The following is a 16728-nucleotide window of genomic DNA, read 5'->3' as shown; positions in this document are numbered from 1 at the left end:
AAAGGAAGATCCCATGGACCTCGACATCGTTGCGCTCTCGCGCCTGCAGTTCGCCGTGACGGCGCTGTATCACTTCCTGTTCGTGCCGCTCACGCTCGGGCTCTCGGTCATCCTCGCCATCATGGAGACGGTCTACGTGATGACCGGGCGCGTGATCTGGCGCGACATGACGAAGTTCTGGGGCGTGCTGTTCGGCATCAACTTCGCGATGGGTGTGGCCACCGGCATCGTGATGGAGTTCCAGTTCGGCATGAACTGGAGCTACTACAGCCACTACGTCGGCGACATCTTCGGCGCGCCGCTGGCCATCGAAGGGCTCATGGCCTTCTTCATGGAGGCGACCTTCGTGGGGCTGTTCTTCTTCGGCTGGGACAAGCTCTCCAAGGTGGGCCACCTCACCGCGACCTGGGCCGTGGCCATCGGCTCCAACTTCTCGGCGCTGTGGATCCTCATTGCCAACGGCTGGATGCAGAACCCGGTGGGCGCCGCCTTCAACCCGCAGACCATGCGCATGGAAGTGACCGACTTCGCCGCGGTGCTCACCAACCCGGTGGCGCAGGCCAAGTTCGTGCACACCGTGTCGGCCGGCTATGTGTGCGCGGCCGTGTTCGTGCTCGGCGTGTCGGCGTGGTATTTGCTCAAGGGGCGCCACATCCAGTTGGCCAAGCGCTCGATGACCGTGGCGGCCTCGTTCGGCCTGGCCGCCGCGCTGTCGGTGGCGGTGCTCGGTGACGAAAGCGGCTATCTCTCGGGCGAGCACCAGAAGATGAAGCTGGCCGCCATCGAGGCCATGTGGGAAACCCAGCCCGCGCCCGCCGCCTTCACCGTCATCGGCTTTCCCGACCAGGAGGCGCGCGAGACGCACTACGCCATTCACATTCCGGGCGTGATGGGCCTCATCGGCACGCGCTCGCTCGACACCGTGATGCCCGGCATCGACGAGCTCGTGAAGCGCGCCGAAGCACGCATCCGCGAAGGCCTCAAGGCCTACGACGCGCTGCAGAAGATCCGCGAGGCCGGCGGAGCGGACAAGGTGACGCAGGGCGTGCGCGGCGACTTCGAGGACAACGGCATCAACATGGGCTACGCGCTGCTGCTCAAGCGCTACGTGGACGACCCGCGCACCGCCACCGACGCGCAGATCGCCAAGGCCGCATGGGACACCGTGCCGCAGGTGGCGCCGCTGTTCTGGTTGTTCCGTGTGATGGTGGGCATCGGCATGCTGCTGATCCTGCTGACGGGCACTTTCCTCGTGCTCTCCGCGCGCCGCAAGCTCGACAGCCACCGCTGGTTGCTCCAGCTCGCCGTGCTCGCGATTCCGCTGCCGTGGCTGGCCATCGAGGCCGGCTGGCTGGTGGCGGAGTTCGGCCGCCAGCCCTGGGTGATCGAAGGCGTGCTGCCGACCGCGGTGGCCGTGTCGAACCTGGGCGTGAAGACGCTGCTGCTCACGATCGCGGGCTTCGTCGCCATCTACACCGTGCTGCTAGTCATCGAGCTGAAGCTGATGCTCAAGGCCATCCGCAAGGGACCCGACGCGGAGCATGCGCCCGATGAAGGCGACATGCACTCGCACGTTCCGCCGGCGCATGCAAGCCCGACTGCAGCTGCCGCCATTTCTGCCACCGGGAGCGCTGCATGACTCTTCACACACTCCTCGACTACGACACCCTGCGCTTCATCTGGTGGCTGCTGATCGGCGTGCTGCTGGTGGGCTTTGCGGTGACCGACGGCTTCGACCTGGGCAGCGGCATGCTGCTGCCCTTTGCGGCGCGCAACGACATCGAGCGGCGCGTCGTCATCAACAGCGTGGGACCGGTGTGGGAGGGCAACCAGGTATGGCTGATCCTGGGCGGCGGCGCCATCTTTGCCGCATGGCCGCAGCTGTACGCCGTGTCCTTCTCGGGCTTCTACCTGGCGATGTTCGTGATTCTCACGGCGCTGATCCTGCGGCCCGTGGCCTTCAAGTTCCGCAGCAAGCGCGAGTCGCCGCAATGGCGCGCGCGCTGGGACTGGGTGCTGTTCTTCAGCGGCTTCGTGCCGGCGCTGATCTGCGGCGTGGCCGTGGGCAACGTGCTGCAGGGGGTGCCGTTCCGCTTCAGCCCCGACATGCACATCTTCTACGACGGCGGCTTCTTCGGCCTGCTGAACCCGTTCGCCATCCTGTGCGGGCTGGTGTCAGTGGCCATGCTCGTGATGCACGGTGCTTCGTGGCTGCTGCTCAAGACGGCGGGGCCGGTCGCCGAGCGTGCGCGCACCTTCGGCATCGTCGCCTCGGTGCTCACCGTTGCGCTGTATGCGCTGGCGGGCGTGCTGCTCGCGACGAGCATCGGCGGCTACCGCATCAGCAGCGTGGTCGATTCGGTGGGCCCGTCCAATCCGATGCTCAAGACCGTCGAGCTGCATGCCGGCGCATGGACCGCCAACTACGCGGCGCACCCCTGGACGCTGGCCGCGCCCGTGCTCGGCTTCGTCGGCGCGCTGGGTGCGTTGCTCGGACTCGTGCTGCGCCGTCCGGTGCTGGCGTTGCTCACCGCGGCGCTCGGCATCGCCGGGATCATCCTGAGCGTGGGCGCGTCGATGTTCCCGTTCATCCTGCCGTCGTCGATCGACCCGCGTGCCAGCCTCACGGTGTGGGACTCGTCGTCGAGCCACCTCACGCTGTTCATCATGCTGGTGGTGACGGCGTTCTTCATTCCCATCATCGTGGCCTACACCAGCTGGGTCTACCACGTGCTGTGGGGCAAGGTCGACGAACAAGCGATCCGCGACGAGAGCGGACACGCGTACTGAACGGAGAAAAAGACATGTGGTACTTCGCCTGGATTCTTGGCCTGCCGCTGGCAGCCGCTTTCGCCGTACTCAACGCCATGTGGTACGAACTGATGGACGACGACGCCGTGCGCAAGGCCAAGTTCGACACGCCCGAGCCCGCGCAAGGGCAGGAGAGGCTCTAGCGTTCGCCCGGGGGCCTTCTCAAGGCTTCTTTTTCGACGCTCCGCCGCCGGTGATGCGGTCCTTGAGCGTCAGCACCTTCGTCACGGTCGCGCCCATCCCCATGAGCTTCATGGCGGTTTCGGGCGCGAGCCGCTGCACATCGTCGAACCACGTCATGAGCCGGTCGATCAGGTCGTGCATCTCGCGCATGCGCTCCTGCGCGTGGCGCTCGGCGTCGCTCGTCGGCGACTCGAGCAGCGCGTTGCGCAGCATCGAGAGCGTGGGTTCGATCTCGCGGCGGCGGCGTTCCTCGGCCAGCACGCGAAAGATTTCCCACACGTCCGAAGGCGCCTCGAAGTATTCGCGCCGGTCGCCCGCGTGGTGGCGCAGATGCACCAGGCGCCACGCCTGCAGCTCCTTCAGGCCCATGCTGACGTTGGAGCGCGAGAACTCCAGCAGCTCGGCGATCTCGTCGGCATTGAGCGCGCGCTGCGAGAGGAAGAGCAGCGCGTAGATCTGCCCGACGGTGCGGTTGATGCCCCACTTGCTGCCCATCTCGCCGAAGTGGGCGACGAACTGGCGGTTGAGGGGAGGGAGTTCGGATGCGGTGGCCATGCGCGAATTGTCGCGCGAGATTGCTGGAGTTCCGGTAGCTTCTGAAAACTCGCGCCGACGCATTCCAGCTCAGTCAGATGGGGCCGCAGGCAGCATCCGCCGCCGGTACGACCCCGGCGCGCCACCGGTCCACGCCTTGAAGGCGCGCTGGAACGCCGCGCTGTCCGCAAAGCCCAGCTCTTCTGCCAGCACCGCGAGCGGCACGGTGCTGGTGTTGAGCCGCACGATGGCCAGGTCGCGCCGCAGCTGGTCCTTCAGCGACTGGAACGACGTGCCTTCGGTCGCCAGGTGCCGCTGCAGCGTGCTCACCGACATGTGCAGCACGTTCGCCGCGGTCGCCAGGTCGGTCCATGCCGGCCGGTGCTGCTGCAGCACCGCGCGCACCCGCGCGCTCACAGCCTGTTCCGCCATGCGCGGCAGGATCACGTTGGCCGGCGACGCGGCCAGGAAGGCCTGCATTTCCTGCGCGTCGCGGTGCACCGGCGTGTCGAGCGCGCCGGCGTCGAACCACACGGCCGACAGCGGCTGGCCGAACTGCAGCGGCCCCGGAAACACCTTGGCGTAGCCGTCGGCATAGGGCGGCAGCGCAAAGCCGAAGTCGAAGCGGCGCGCCACCAGCCGCCCGCCGTGCAGCCATGCGAACAGCCGCCAGTACACGCGCAGCATCAGCTCGTGCAGAAAGTTCTGGTGGGTGGCGGGCGGGTGGTTCAGCCGCAGCCCGAAGCCCGCGAGCGGGCCTTCGCGCAGCAGCACCAGCGACAGGTCGTCCTGCAGCAGGCCGAAGGTGTGGGCCACGCGGCGCAGCGCCACCCGGAAGGTGCGCGCGCCCAGCGTGGAGCGCGTCATCAGCGCGAAGCTGCCGCAGCGCAGCGGGCGCGACAGGAAACCCAGGGCCTCGTCGTCCATGCGCTGCATCAGCAGCGCGAACAGCGCCACGTACTGCTCGGCCGTGACGCGCGCACCCACCTCGCCCAGCAGCGCGGGCGCGATGCCCGCGTCTTCCAGGGCGGTGTCGATGCACACCGCCGCCGCATCGCCCCGCGCGCGAACGCCCGACAGCATGCCCTGCACGAAGGCAATCGGAATGGTCACTGGCGGTTGCAGCATGTGTCTGTCGATTGACGTTTTCTGCCATGCGATCGAAGCGAAGTGCAATCGCCGGGCAGTGGCCGGATTTCTACCATGCGCCTACACAAGAACGAGATGGAGACAAACCCATGTACCTCACCCAGGGCCTTCACCGGGCCGTACAGCAGCGCCCCGATGCCATTGCCGTGCGCTTTGCCGGCCGCGCACGCAGCTTTCGCGACTTTGCCGACCGCGTGGCGCGCCTGGCCGGCGCGCTGCAGGGGCTCGGCATGCAGACGGGCGACCGCGTCGCCATGCTGTCGCTCAACTCCGACCGATACCTGGAATACCAGATGGCCGTGCCCTGGGGCGGCGGCGTGCTCAACCCCTGCAACATCCGCTGGTCGCCCGCCGAAATTCTCTACTCGCTGGAAGACTCGGGCTCCATCATCATGCTGGTCGACGAGACCTTCCGCGCGGTGGTCGAGCAGATGCGCGGCCAGTCGAAGAGCCTGCGCGAGGTGATCTACTGCGGCGACGGCGCCGTGCCCGCCGGCATGCATGGCTACGAGGCCCTGATCGACACCACGGCGCCGGTGCCCGACGCGGTGCGCCGCGGCGAGGACCTGGCCGGCATCTTCTACACGGGCGGCACCACCGGCTTTCCGAAGGGCGTGATGCTCAGCCACACCAACATCTGCAGCTCGGCGCTGGCCGCGCAAGCCGAGGGCCTGGCCCCGGCCGGCGGCTGCTACCTGCATGCGGCACCCATGTTCCACCTGGCCGACATGGGGCTGGCCACGCCGCACTGGTTCACGGGCAACACGCATGCCATCCTGCCCATGTTCACGCCCGAAGGCGTGCTCGACGCCATCGAGCGCGACCGCGTGACCAGCCTGCTGCTGGTGCCTACCATGATCCAGATGCTGGTCGACCACCCGGCCATGCGCAAGCCGCGCGACCTGAGCAGCCTGAAGGGCATCACCTACGGCGCATCGCCCATTTCGGAGGCGGTGCTCAACCGCGCCATGGAAGCCTTTCCGGGCGTGGACTTCGTGCAGGCCTACGGCATGACCGAGCTGTCGCCCATCGCCACGCTGCACCCGGCGTTCTTCCACACGGTCGAGGGCCGCAAGACCGGCAAGCTGCGCGCGGCCGGCCGCGCCAGCGTGTGCATGGAAGTGCGCATCGTCGATGCCGACGGCACCGAGGTGCCGCGCGGCACCGTGGGCGAGGTGGCGGTGCGCGGCCCCAACGTGATGCAGGGCTACTGGAACAAGCCCGAGCAGACCGCGGCCGCCCTGCGCGACGGCTGGATGCACACCGGCGACGGCGCCTACATGGATGACGACGGCTTCATCTTCGTGGTCGACCGCATGAAGGACATGATCATCAGCGGCGGCGAGAACGTGTACTCCGCCGAGGTCGAGAACGCCATCAACCAGCATCCCGCGGTGGCGGCCTGCGCGGTCATCGGCATTCCCAGCGAGGAGTGGGGCGAGGCCGTGCACGCGGTGCTGGTGCTCAAGCCGGGGCAGGGCATCCGGCCCGAGGAGCTGATCGCGCACTGCAAGACGCTGATCGCCAACTACAAATGCCCGCGCAGCGTGGCCGTGACCGACGCGTTGCCGCTGTCGGGCGCGGGCAAGGTGCTGAAGACCAGGCTGCGCGAACCGTTCTGGCAGGACCGCCAGCGCAGCGTGGCCTGAGCCGCGGCCGGCAATCGTTTCTTTCAACCCATCAACTCCAGGAGCCATTCCAATGAGTCAAGACGTCTACGTGGTCGGGGTCGGCATGATCCCCTTCACCAAGCCGGGCGCCAACCAGCCCTATCCACAGATGGCCAGCCACGCCACGAACGCCGCGCTGAAAGACGCCGGCATCGGCTACGAGCTGGTGCAGCAGGCCTACGTGGGCTATGTGTACGGCGACTCCACCGCCGGCCAGCGCGCGCTGTACGAGGTGGGCATGACCGGCATTCCGGTCGTCAACGTCAACAACAACTGCTCCACCGGCTCGACCGCGCTGTTCCTCGCACGCCAGGCCGTGGCCAGCGGCGCGGCCGACTGCGTGCTGGCGCTGGGCTTCGAGCACATGAGCCCGGGCGCGCTGGGCGCGGTGTTCAACGACCGGCCCAGTCCCTTCGACCAGTTCGAGCACATCACCGACGAACTCGTCGGCAACGAGCAGGTGCCGCTGGCGCTGCGCTACTTCGGCGGCGCGGGGCTGGCGCACATGCAGCAGTACGGCACGCAGATGTCCACCTTCGCGAAGATCCGCGCCAAGGCCAGCCGCCATGCGTCGAACAACCCGGTGGCGCTGTTTCGCACGGTGGTCACCGAAGACGAGGTCATGGCCGCGCCCGTCATGTGGCCCGGCGTGATGACGCGGCTCATGGCCTGCCCGCCCACCTGCGGCGCGGCCGCGGCCATCGTGTGCTCGCCGCGCTTCGCGGAGCGCCACGGCCTGGACCGCAGCGTGCGCATCAAGGCCCAGGCCATGACCACCGATCGGCCCATCACCTTCGAGAGCCGCGACATGCGCGAGGTGGTCGGCTTCAGCATGGCGCAGGAGGCTGCGCAGAAGGTGTACGACGCGGCCGGCGTCGGCCCGCAGGACGTCGACGTGGTCGAGCTGCACGACTGCTTCGCGCACAACGAACTGCTGAGCTACGAGGCGCTGGGCCTGTGCCCGGTGGGCGGCGCGGAGAAGTTCGTGCTCGACGGGGACAACACCTACGGCGGCCGGGTGGTCACCAACCCGTCGGGCGGGTTGCTGTCGAAGGGGCACCCGCTAGGCGCCACCGGGTTGGCGCAGTGCACGGAGCTGGTCCAGCAGCTGCGCGGCACGGCCGACAAGCGCCAGGTCGAGGGTGCGCGGCTCGCGCTGCAGCACAACCTCGGGCTGGGCGGCGCGTGCGTGGTCACGCTGTACGAACGCGTGTGAAGGCCGCCCCATGATCGACAAGAAATGGATCGGCCACGAACTGCCGCCCTCGGTGCTGCCCATCGAGCGCACGCGGCTGCAGTTCTTCGCCAAGGCCATCGGCGAGACCGACCCCCTCTACACCGATGCCGCCGCTGCGCGCGACGCCGGCTACCCCGACCTGCCCGCGCCGCCCACGTTCCTGTTCGCGGCCGAGCTCGACTCGGGCGCGTCCGACCGGCTGCTCGCCGACCTGCAGATTCCGCTGTCGAAACTGCTGCACGGCGAGCAGAGCTTCAGCTACCACCGCCCGGCCTGCGTGGGCGACACGGTGACGGTGCGCTCCACCATCACCGACATCTACGACAAGAAGAACGGCGCGCTCGAATTCGTCGTGAAGACCTCGCGCGCCACCAACCAGCGCGACGAGCTGGTCGCCGAACTGCGCGCGGTGATCGTCTGCCGCCACTGAAGGAACACCGATGAAGGCCCTGACCCACGACGCCGTTCAAGTCGGCGACGAACTGCCCGCGCTGCAGCTGCCGCCGGTGAACCGCACCGCACTCGCGCTGTTCGCGGGTGCCTCGGGCGACCACAACCCGATTCACATCGACACCGACTTCGCGCGCAAGGCCGGCATGCCCGACGTGTTCGCGCAGGGCATGCTGGGCATGGCCTGGCTCGGCCGCCTGCTCACGCAATGGGCGCCGCAGTCGCAGCTGCGCCGCTTCGACGTGCGCTTCCAGGGCATCACGCACCTGGGCCACGCGGTGCGCTGCACCGGCCGCGTGGTCGAGAAGCTCGAGCACAACGGCGAGCCCTGCGTGCGCATCGAGGTGCTCAGCGCCAACCAGTACGGGCAGGCGCGCATCGCGGGCGAGGCGCTGGTGGCGCTGCGCTGACATCACTTCAGGAAAGACAAGAGACATGACACCCAAACTCGCCGGCAAGGTCGCCCTCATCACCGGCTCAGGCCGCGGCATCGGCCGCGCCATCGCGTTGAAGCTCGCCTCCGAAGGCGCGCGCATCGTCGTCAACGACCTCGATGCCGAGCCGGCCGAAGACACCGTGCAGGCCATTCGCGCGGCGGGCGGCGAGGCCGTGGCCTGCGTCGGCAGCGTGGCCGCGCCGGACTTCGCCGAGCGCTTCGTCGGCACGGCGGTGAGCGAATACAAGGGCCTGGACATCGTCGTCAACAACGCCGGCTACACCTGGGACAGCGTGGTGCAGAAGATGACCGACGAGCAGTGGTACGCGATGATCGACGTGCATCTCACGGCGCCCTTTCGCATCCTGCGCGCGGCGCAGCCGGTGATCCGTGCGCTGTCGAAGGCAGAGACCGAAGCAGGGCAACGCGTGGTGCGCAAGGTGGTCAACATCTCGTCGGTGGCCGGCCTCTTCGGCAACGCGGGGCAGGCCAACTATTCGACCGCCAAGGCCGGCATCGTCGGGCTCACGCAGACGCTGGCCAAGGAGTGGGGCCGCATGAACGTCACGGTCAATTGCGTGGCCTTCGGCTTCATCCAGACGCGGCTGACCGCGAGCACTGCGCAGGCCTCCACCGCGAACATCGAGGGCCGCGAGATCAAGGTCGGCATCAACCCCGGGCTGCTGGCGATGATGGAGCAGTCGATTCCGCTGGGACGCGGCGGCACGCCCGAAGAAGCGGCCGGCGCGGTGTACCTGCTGTGCGCGCCGGAGTCCGACTACGTGAGCGGCCAGACGCTGATGTGCACCGGCGGGCTCACCGGCATCTGAGCGCGCCGCCGGGCGGCGAGGGCAGGGCCTTGCGGGGCAAGTCGCCGCATGCGGCTGATACACTCCGCCCGCGTTGTCAGGTGTCCTGGCGCCCCGTGGAAACGGCGGGGCGGCCAGGGTGAAACGGGAAGTCGGTGCGCGGCGGTGGAGAACACCGCGCCATGCCGACGCTGCCCCCGCAACGGTAAGCGAGTCAGAAGCAAGACCCCGGGATCCGGTCCCACGCCACTGTGTCACGAACGGCACGGGAAGGCGGTCTTTGCAGGAGAGCCGATGGCCCTCCGCTCGCGAGCCCGGAGACCGGCCTGACGACCAGCGCATGACCTTGCGGTGGGCGAGGATCGGCGGGCGACGCATTGCGTCCGGCTCGATGCATCAGGTCATCCGCCAGAACAGCATTCGCTGACGCCTCCCGATTTCCCCCTCCCGCCGGGTCGTAACGACCATCAGTCGCGCGGCGGGCGCGGAGGAAACATCATGAACGAGCGAGCCATCGCTCCAAGCAGCGCTCCGCAGGGAGCGTGCACGCCGGGAACCGTCTGGTTCGTCGGCGCGGGTCCGGGTGACCCGGAACTCATCACCGTCAAGGGCCGAGGCCTGGTCGAACGCGCCGGGGCCATCCTGTTCGCGGGCTCGCTCGTGAGCGAAGCCGCCACGCGCTGGGCGCCGCCCGACTGCGCGATTGCCGACAGCAAGGACATGACGCTCGAGCAGATGTCCGCCTGGCTCATTGCGCAGGCCGCGCGGTGCCATACCGTGGTGCGCCTGCAGACCGGCGACCCGGGCCTGTACGGTGCGCTCATCGAGCTGGTGCAGCCGCTGGATGCGGCGGGCGTACCGATCGGCGTGGTGCCGGGCGTGTCTTCCGCCATGGCCTCTGCGGCGGCGGCGGTGGAGAGCCTCACGCTGCCCGAAGTCACGCAGACCGTGATCTTCACGCGCGTCGAGGGCCGCACGCCGATGCCCGAAGGCGAGTCGCTGGAGGCGCTGGCCGCGCACCACAGCACGCTGTGCATCTTCCTGAGCATCACGCTCATGGGCAAGGTCACGGCCGCGCTGACGGTCGCCGGCTGGTCGCCCGACGCCCCTGTGGTGGTGGTCCACAAGGCGAGCTGGCCGGGCGAGGAAAAGATCGTGCGCGGCACGGTCGCCACCATCCAGGCGCTGTGCCGCGAGGCCCGCATCGTGAGCCAGTCGATGATCATCGCGAGCCCCACGCTGGGCGCGCGGCAATGGACCACGCTGGCCAAATCCAAACTCTACGACGCGAGCTTCACGCACCGCTTCCGGCGCGCGAGCGTTCCCGTCCAGACCCTCCTGCAGGACACCCCATGAGCACCGAAACCATTCTTCTGGTGGGCCACGGCTCGCGCGAAAAATCCGGCAACGACGAGATCGAGGCCTTCGCGGCGCAGTGGCGCGAGCGGCAACCGGGCTGGCGCATCGAGGTCTGCTTCATCGAGTTCTCCGAAGTCACGATGAGCGAGGGGCTGCGCCGCGCGGCCGAGGGCGCGCAACGCGTGGTCGTGGTGCCGCTCATCCTCAATGCGGCGGGCCACGTGAAGATGGACATTCCGCAGGCCATCGACGGTGCGCGGCTCAAGTTCCCGATGGTGCAGTTCCTGTATGCGCCGCACCTCACGGCCTGCGACCCGATCCTGGCGATCCTGCGGCGCCGCCTGAAGGGCGCGATGCAGGCGCTCGACATGCCCGACCCGACCACCACCGGCGTGGTGATCCTGGGCCGGGGCTCGTCGGACCGGCAGGCCAACGGCGACATGGCGAAGATGGCGCGCTGGCTGCTGGAGGAGACCGACCACGAGCTGGTGGACCTTGCCTTCACGGGCATCACCTACCCGCGCCTGGAGAAGGCCGTGCAGCGCCAGAGCCTGCAGGGCATGAAGCAGGTGGTGGTGCTGCCCTACTACCTGTTCAACGGCACGCTGGTCGAGCGCATCGCGCGCCAGGTCGAGAACCTGAAGGCGCAGTACCCGACGATCCGCTTCGTCTCGACCCGGTACTTCGGCTTCGAGCCCGAGATCTTCGCGCTGCTGGAGCAGCGCGTGAACGACCTGCGGCGCGGCGCGCCGATCGCGCTCATGCCCTGCGACGGCTGCAAGTTCCGCGACTTCGCGGTGGAACACGGCCTGGGCGGCCACCACCATGACGATGCCGTGCCGCACAGCCATGGCGACGACCCTGCGCACGCGCACGCGCACGCGCACGCGCATCCGCATCCGCATCCGCATCCGCATCCGCATCCGCATCCGCACGATCACGAACATGCGCATGACCACGCGCACGGCACGGCGCCGGCACTGCGATGAATCCGACGACTTCCATGGCGGCCAACGTCGTCACCGAGCAGCTCACCGCGGCCGGCCGCGCCATCGAGCACGACTCCTTCGCGGTGATCGACCGTGAGGTCACGTCGCACCCCTACACCGCCGACCAGTGGCCCGTGGTGCGCCGCATGATCCATGCGAACGCCGACTTCGACTTCAACGGCCTGACCGACTTCCACCCCGACGCGGTCGACGCCGCCATCGCCGCCATCCGTTCGCGCGAGAGCCGCGTGGTGGCCGACGTGGAGATGATCTGCGTGGGCCTCTCGGCCCCGCGCCTGGCCCACTTCGGCATGGGCACGCACCAGTTCATCAGCGACGAGGACGTGATCGACCAGGCCAAGGCCGAAGGCACCACGCGCGCCGTGCAGGCCATGCGCAAGGCCCACCGCCTGGGCCTGGTCGACGGCGCGATCGTCGGCATCGGCAACGCACCCACCGCGCTGATCGAGATCGTGCGGCTGGTCCATGAAGAAGGTGCGCGGCCCGCGCTGGTGGTCGGCATGCCGGTCGGCTTTGTCTCGGCGGCCGAGTCGAAGGACCTGATGGCGCTCGAAGCCGGCGTGCCCTGGGTCGTGATTCGCGGCCGCAAGGGCGGCTCCACGCTGGTGGTGGCCGCGATCCACGCGCTGCTGGGCCTGGCGGAGGCGCGCGAGCACACCGCATGATGGACAAGGGCGCGCCCCGCGGCACCCGCACCGGTTTCACGACCGGTGCGTGTTCGGCCGCGGCGGCGCGCGCGGCGGTGATCGGCCTGGTCACAGGCCATGTGCCCGACGAGGTCGAATGCCTGCTGCCCAACGGCGACCTGGTGCGCTTCGCGGTGCAGGACGGCCGCGTCGACGGCGCGCTCGCGCATGCGCATGCGATGGTCATCAAGGACGCGGGCGACGACCCCGACTGCACCGACAAGGCCCACCTCACCGCCGACGTGCGCGTGCTGCCCGAACTGGCGGGGCAGGTGCTGCTGAAGGGCGGCGTCGGCGTGGGCACGGTCACCATGCCGGGGCTCGGCCTGGCCGTCGGCGGGCCGGCCATCAACCCGGTGCCGCGCCGCAACATCGAGGCGAACGTGCGCGCGGTGGGCACGCCGCTGCTCGACGAAGTCGGCCTCGAGGTGGCCATCTCCGTGCCGCAGGGCGAGGAGATGGCCAAGAAAACGCTCAATGCGCGCCTGGGCATCCTCGGCGGCATTTCCATCCTGGGCACCACCGGCATCGTCAAGCCCTATTCCACCGCCGCCTACCGCGCGAGCGTGGTGCAGGGCGTGCAGGTGGCCGGCACGCTGGGCCACGGCGTGGTCGTGCTCACGACCGGCGGGCGCACCGAGAAGTTCGTGATGGCCGAGATGCCCGAGCTGCCCGAGCCGGCCTTCGTGCAGATGGGAGACTTCCTGCGCTATGCGATGGGCGCGGCCGTGAAGGCCGGGATCAGGAAGGTCGTGATCGGCGGCATGGTCGGCAAGCTCACCAAGATCGCGCAGGGCGAGACCATCACTCACGCCGGCCGCGCCGAGGTCGACACCGGCCTGCTCGCCGACCTGGCGGCAGGGCTCGGCGCGCCGGGCGACGTGTGCGACGCGATCCGCGCCAACGAGACCGCGCGCTACGCCGGCGAGCGCATGGACGCACTGGGGCTCGGCACGGCTTTTCACACGGCGCTTGCGCAGCGCGTCATCCAGACGCTGCGCACGCGCTACCCCGACCAGTTCGAACTGAAAGTGCTGGTCTGCGACTTTGAAGGTCGAAAGATCGCGGAGGCCCCCTGAACACCGACGACAACATGACGAACAAATGCCGCATCCTCGGCGTGCTGGACGACGGCGATGCGAGCCTCGGCCGCAGCGCGCTGGCGCATCTGCAGCGCGCGCAACTGGTGATCGGTGCCGCGCGCACCCTGGCCCTGTTCGCCGCGCACATCGCACCCGACGCGGTGCAGCGCGACCTGGCCGGCGGCCTGGCGCAGGTGCCCGAATGGATTCGCGCCGCGCAGGCCGAGGGCCGGCGCGTGGTGGTGCTGGCCACCGGCGATCCGCTGTGCCACGGCATTGCAGCCTTCCTGGCGGCGCGCCTGTGTCTGGAGGCGATCGAGGTGCTGCCCAACGTGTCGACGCTGCAGCTGGCCTGTGCGCGCCTCGGCCTGCCGTGGCAGGAGATGAAGTTCGCTTCCGTGCACGCCAGGGACGCGGGCGACTGGCTGCCGGGCTCGCCGCCCGCGCACGGCCTGTATGCGCTGCTGCGCGACATTCGCCAGCACGACCGCCTGGCCGTGCTCACCAGCCCCGACAACACGCCCGACCGCATCGCGCGCATGCTCGTGGCCGAAGGCCTGGCCGACGACGTCGAGATGGCCGTGGCCGAGCGCCTGTGCCAGCCCGAGGAGCGCGTGGTCAGCGGCATGCGCATCACGGCCGCGGCGCAGATGCGCTTTGCCGACCCCAACGTGGTGCTGCTCTGGCGCACCCGGCTGCGCGCGCCGCAGGTGCTGTTCGGCCTGCCGGACGCCAGCTTCGAGCAGCGCCATCCCGAGAAGGGCCTGATCACCAAGAACGAGGTGCGCGCCGTCTCGCTCGCGCGCATGCAGTTGCGCACCGATAGCGTGGTGTGGGACATCGGCGCGGGCTCCGGCTCGGTCGGGCTCGAGGCCGCACGGCTGTGCTGGCGCGGCCACGTGTACGCCATCGAGAAGAACGCGGACGACAGCGCCATCGTCGCGCGCAACCGGCAGGCCATGGGCATCAGCAACCACAGCCTGGTGCACGGCAAGGCGCCCGAGGGCCTGGCGGCGTGGGCCGACCCCGACGCGGTGTTCATCGGCGGCTCCGGTGGCGAGCTGGCCGAGCTCATCGCGCTGGTGCTGCGGCGCCTGCGACCGGGCGGCTGGCTGGTGATGAACTTCGTGACCATCGAGAACCTCGCGGGCGCGGTCGAGGCACTGAAGGCGCAAGGCGCGCGCTGGGACGTGCTGCAGCTGCAGGCCTCGCGCAGCAAGCCGATCCTGCACATGCACCGGCTGGCGGCCGAGAACCCGGTGTGGCTGGTCTGCGCGCAGGCAGCCGTGGCCATCCCCGAGACGGGAGCCGCGGCATGACGGCGCCCGGCATGCTCCACGGCGTGTCGCTCGGCCCCGGCGACCCCGACCTGATCACGCGCCGCGCGTGGTCGCTGCTGATGCGCGCCGACGCCATCTGGACCTACCCCGTGCGCAGCCTGCGCAAAGACAGCTACGCGTTGGACATCGCGCTGCGCGCCGGCCTGTCGACACCCGCGCAGCACCAGGCCCTGCTGTTCCCGATGACGCACGACGCAGAGAAGCTTGCGCGCCACTGGCTCAAGGCCGCCGAGACCGTGCAGGCGATGCTCGCGACCGGTCAGGACGTGCTGTTCCTGGTCGAGGGCGACGCCTCTACCTACGCGAGCTTCTGCTACCTGGCGCGCGTGCTGCGCGCGCTAGACCCGGCCTCGCGCATCGAGGTGGTGCCCGGCGTCACCTCTTTCAACGCGGCCTGCGCACGGCTGCAACTGCCGCTGTCCGAGCAGGACGACACCGTGGCCATCGTGCCCGCGGCCTACGGCATTGCCGCGGTCGAGAAGATGCTCGACGACTTCGACACGCTGGTGCTCATGAAGGTCAAGCCGCTGCTCGACGACCTGATCGACCTGCTGGCGCGGCGCGGCCTGCTCGAACACAGCCGCTTCATCGAGAAGGCCGGCTCGCCGGTGGAGCGCATCGTGCACGACGTGGCCAGCCTGAAGGGCACCAAGGTCAACTACCTGTCGCTGCTGCTGGTGAAGAACCCCGGCCGCGAACGCGGCGAGCTGGTGCGCGGCTGCCGCAAGAAAACCAGCACTGAAATCGAAGAGGAATCCCCGAATGACGAATGAAGCCGCACCCCGCGTGGTGCTCGTGGCCATCACCAAGCATGGCGCGCAACAAACGGCCGGCCTGGCGCGCCTGCTGCCCGAGGCCAGCGTGTGCGTGGCCGATAAGTTCGCGCCGCTCATGGACGGGCTGCCCAACCCCGTGCGCGCCTATGCGGGCGCGTTTCGCGACGAAATTGCCGCGCTGTTCGCGGACTTCGACCAGGTCGTGTTCTTCGTTTCGCTCGGCGCCGTGGTGCGCCTGATTGCGCCGCACCTCAAGAGCAAGGACGAGGACCCGGGCGTGCTGGTGGTGGACGACGCCGCGCAGTTCGTGATTCCGGTGCTGTCGGGCCACGTGGGCGGCGCCAACGCCATGGCCGAGCAGGTCGCCGCGCTGCTGGGCGCGACCGCCGTGCTGACCACCGCGTCGGACGTGGGCAAGACCATTCCCGTGGACATCCTCGGGCGCGAGCTCGGCTGGAAGGTGGAGGCGCCCAAGATCAACATCACGCGGGTTTCGGCCCACGTGGTGAACGGCGAGCCGATCGCGGTGGTGCAGGAGGCCGGCAGCCCCGACTGGTGGACCCGCCCGACGCCCCTGCCGGCCAACATCCACCGGTTCGCGCGCTTCGACGAGGTCGACCTCGCGCGCTTCAAGGCCGTGCTGTGGATCACGCTGGCCGAGGTGAGCGCCGAGCGCTGGAGCGCGCTGGCTGAGCGCCTCGTGGTGTACCGGCCGCCGCAATGAGCCCGGTGCGCTATGCCATCGGCCTGGGATGCGACCGCGGCACGCCGCAGGCCACGCTGCAGCAGGCGCTCGACGAGGCGCTGGCCGGCATCGGCGCGCAGCTGGCACAGGTGGCCGCGGCGGCCAGCATCGACCTGAAGGCCGACGAGCCGGGCCTGCTGGCGCTGGCCGCAGCACACAGTTGGGCGATGCACTTCTACCCCGCCGCGCAACTGGCGCAGGTGCCCGTGCCGCATCCGTCGGAAACGGTGCGCAGGCACACCGGCACGCCCTCGGTCAGCGAGGCGGCCGCGCTGCTGGCCGGCGGCGGCCTGCCGATGACGGCGCTGGTCGTGCCGAAGCACAAACACCGCGGCGCCGACGGGCGCCACGCGACGATCTCGATCGCGCGCATGTCCTGAACCCACATCAACCCCCGAACGGAACCCGCAATGAACGCCTCCGCACACCCCACGCGCCGCGTGCCGACCCC

At 69.3% G+C, this 16728-nt stretch carries 18 protein-coding genes and 1 riboswitch; of the genes, 16 read left to right on the top strand and 2 right to left on the bottom strand.

All coding sequences use genetic code 11. The annotated features are described in order from the left end of the window. Window positions 1-13: 13 nt before the first annotated feature. Genes AC0IYU_RS14935 through cydX form a run of 3 tightly spaced genes read left to right on the top strand, consistent with a single transcriptional unit; the run spans window position 14 to window position 2954 of the window. Window positions 14-1639 (top strand): cytochrome ubiquinol oxidase subunit I, encoded by a 1626-nt coding sequence (locus AC0IYU_RS14935; protein WP_472118122.1) that lies wholly within the window; start codon window positions 14-16, stop codon window positions 1637-1639. After that, window positions 1636-2790: a cytochrome d ubiquinol oxidase subunit II gene (gene cydB, locus AC0IYU_RS14930; RefSeq protein ID WP_472118119.1), complete on the top strand. Its 1155-nt coding sequence runs from the start codon at window positions 1636-1638 to the stop codon at window positions 2788-2790. Before AC0IYU_RS14935 ends, cydB begins: the two co-directional genes overlap by 4 nt. Before the next feature lie 14 nt (window positions 2791-2804). Next, complete coding sequence (cydX, locus tag AC0IYU_RS14925; protein ID WP_435442607.1) at window positions 2805-2954, top strand: cytochrome bd-I oxidase subunit CydX; 150 nt, start codon at window positions 2805-2807, stop codon at window positions 2952-2954. Window positions 2955-2973: 19 nt separating this feature from the next. Here the strand turns inward: cydX and AC0IYU_RS14920 are convergent, their stop codons facing one another. Both AC0IYU_RS14920 and AC0IYU_RS14915 read right to left on the bottom strand, forming a co-directional pair. Next, window positions 2974-3549, bottom strand: a complete 576-nt coding sequence (locus AC0IYU_RS14920) for a GbsR/MarR family transcriptional regulator (protein ID WP_472118116.1) — start codon at window positions 3547-3549, stop codon at window positions 2974-2976. 69 nt (window positions 3550-3618) lie between these two features. Next, window positions 3619-4656, bottom strand: coding sequence for an AraC family transcriptional regulator (locus tag AC0IYU_RS14915; protein WP_472118113.1), 1038 nt, complete (start codon window positions 4654-4656; stop codon window positions 3619-3621). 110 nt (window positions 4657-4766) lie between these two features. Here AC0IYU_RS14915 and AC0IYU_RS14910 point away from each other — a divergent pair, with 110 nt between their 5' ends. The 13 genes from AC0IYU_RS14910 (at window position 4767) to AC0IYU_RS14850 (ending at window position 16657) form a co-directional block, all read left to right on the top strand. Beyond that, window positions 4767-6326 (top strand): long-chain-fatty-acid--CoA ligase, encoded by a 1560-nt coding sequence (locus AC0IYU_RS14910; RefSeq protein ID WP_472118110.1) that lies wholly within the window; start codon window positions 4767-4769, stop codon window positions 6324-6326. A 52-nt stretch (window positions 6327-6378) separates the two neighbouring features. After that, a complete protein-coding gene (locus AC0IYU_RS14905; RefSeq protein WP_472118107.1) occupies window positions 6379-7563 on the top strand; it encodes a lipid-transfer protein in 1185 nt (394 codons plus the stop codon). A gap of 10 nt (window positions 7564-7573) precedes the next feature. Then, the gene (locus AC0IYU_RS14900) at window positions 7574-8014 is read left to right on the top strand and encodes a MaoC family dehydratase N-terminal domain-containing protein (protein ID WP_472118104.1); all 441 of its coding nucleotides are present in this window, start codon (window positions 7574-7576) and stop codon (window positions 8012-8014) included. Window positions 8015-8024: 10 nt separating this feature from the next. After that, the gene (locus AC0IYU_RS14895; RefSeq protein WP_472118101.1) at window positions 8025-8444 is read left to right on the top strand and encodes a MaoC family dehydratase; all 420 of its coding nucleotides are present in this window, start codon (window positions 8025-8027) and stop codon (window positions 8442-8444) included. Between the two features lie 25 nt (window positions 8445-8469). Continuing rightward, window positions 8470-9300 (top strand): SDR family NAD(P)-dependent oxidoreductase, encoded by an 831-nt coding sequence (locus AC0IYU_RS14890; protein ID WP_472118098.1) that lies wholly within the window; start codon window positions 8470-8472, stop codon window positions 9298-9300. Between the two features lie 61 nt (window positions 9301-9361). Next, window positions 9362-9623: riboswitch (cobalamin riboswitch) on the top strand. Window positions 9624-9777: 154 nt separating this feature from the next. Beyond that, window positions 9778-10635 carry a precorrin-4 C(11)-methyltransferase gene (gene cobM / locus AC0IYU_RS14885; RefSeq protein WP_472118095.1) on the top strand — a complete coding sequence of 286 codons (858 nt, stop codon included), beginning with the start codon at window positions 9778-9780 and terminating at the stop codon, window positions 10633-10635. Further along, window positions 10632-11627: a sirohydrochlorin chelatase gene (locus AC0IYU_RS14880; protein ID WP_472118091.1), complete on the top strand. Its 996-nt coding sequence runs from the start codon at window positions 10632-10634 to the stop codon at window positions 11625-11627. Before cobM ends, AC0IYU_RS14880 begins: the two co-directional genes overlap by 4 nt. Continuing rightward, a complete protein-coding gene (locus AC0IYU_RS14875) occupies window positions 11624-12313 on the top strand; it encodes a precorrin-8X methylmutase (RefSeq protein WP_472118088.1) in 690 nt (229 codons plus the stop codon). Before AC0IYU_RS14880 ends, AC0IYU_RS14875 begins: the two co-directional genes overlap by 4 nt. Further along, the gene (locus AC0IYU_RS14870) at window positions 12310-13413 is read left to right on the top strand and encodes a cobalt-precorrin-5B (C(1))-methyltransferase (protein WP_472118085.1); all 1104 of its coding nucleotides are present in this window, start codon (window positions 12310-12312) and stop codon (window positions 13411-13413) included. The genes AC0IYU_RS14875 and AC0IYU_RS14870 overlap by 4 nt, the downstream gene beginning before the upstream one ends. A gap of 14 nt (window positions 13414-13427) precedes the next feature. Then, entirely contained in the window at window positions 13428-14735 is a 1308-nt protein-coding gene (cbiE, locus tag AC0IYU_RS14865; protein ID WP_472118082.1) for a precorrin-6y C5,15-methyltransferase (decarboxylating) subunit CbiE, read from the top strand. After that, complete coding sequence (gene cobI / locus AC0IYU_RS14860) at window positions 14732-15529, top strand: precorrin-2 C(20)-methyltransferase (RefSeq protein WP_472118079.1); 798 nt, start codon at window positions 14732-14734, stop codon at window positions 15527-15529. Before cbiE ends, cobI begins: the two co-directional genes overlap by 4 nt. Beyond that, window positions 15519-16256 carry a cobalamin biosynthesis central domain-containing protein gene (locus tag AC0IYU_RS14855; protein ID WP_472118076.1) on the top strand — a complete coding sequence of 246 codons (738 nt, stop codon included), beginning with the start codon at window positions 15519-15521 and terminating at the stop codon, window positions 16254-16256. The genes cobI and AC0IYU_RS14855 overlap by 11 nt, the downstream gene beginning before the upstream one ends. Next, the gene (locus AC0IYU_RS14850) at window positions 16253-16657 is read left to right on the top strand and encodes a cobalamin biosynthesis protein (RefSeq protein ID WP_472118073.1); all 405 of its coding nucleotides are present in this window, start codon (window positions 16253-16255) and stop codon (window positions 16655-16657) included. The genes AC0IYU_RS14855 and AC0IYU_RS14850 overlap by 4 nt, the downstream gene beginning before the upstream one ends. Window positions 16658-16728 lie beyond the last annotated feature (71 nt).

This window comes from Variovorax sp. AC103, from assembly GCF_979254005.1.
This window is presented reverse-complemented; position numbering and strand designations above follow the sequence as displayed.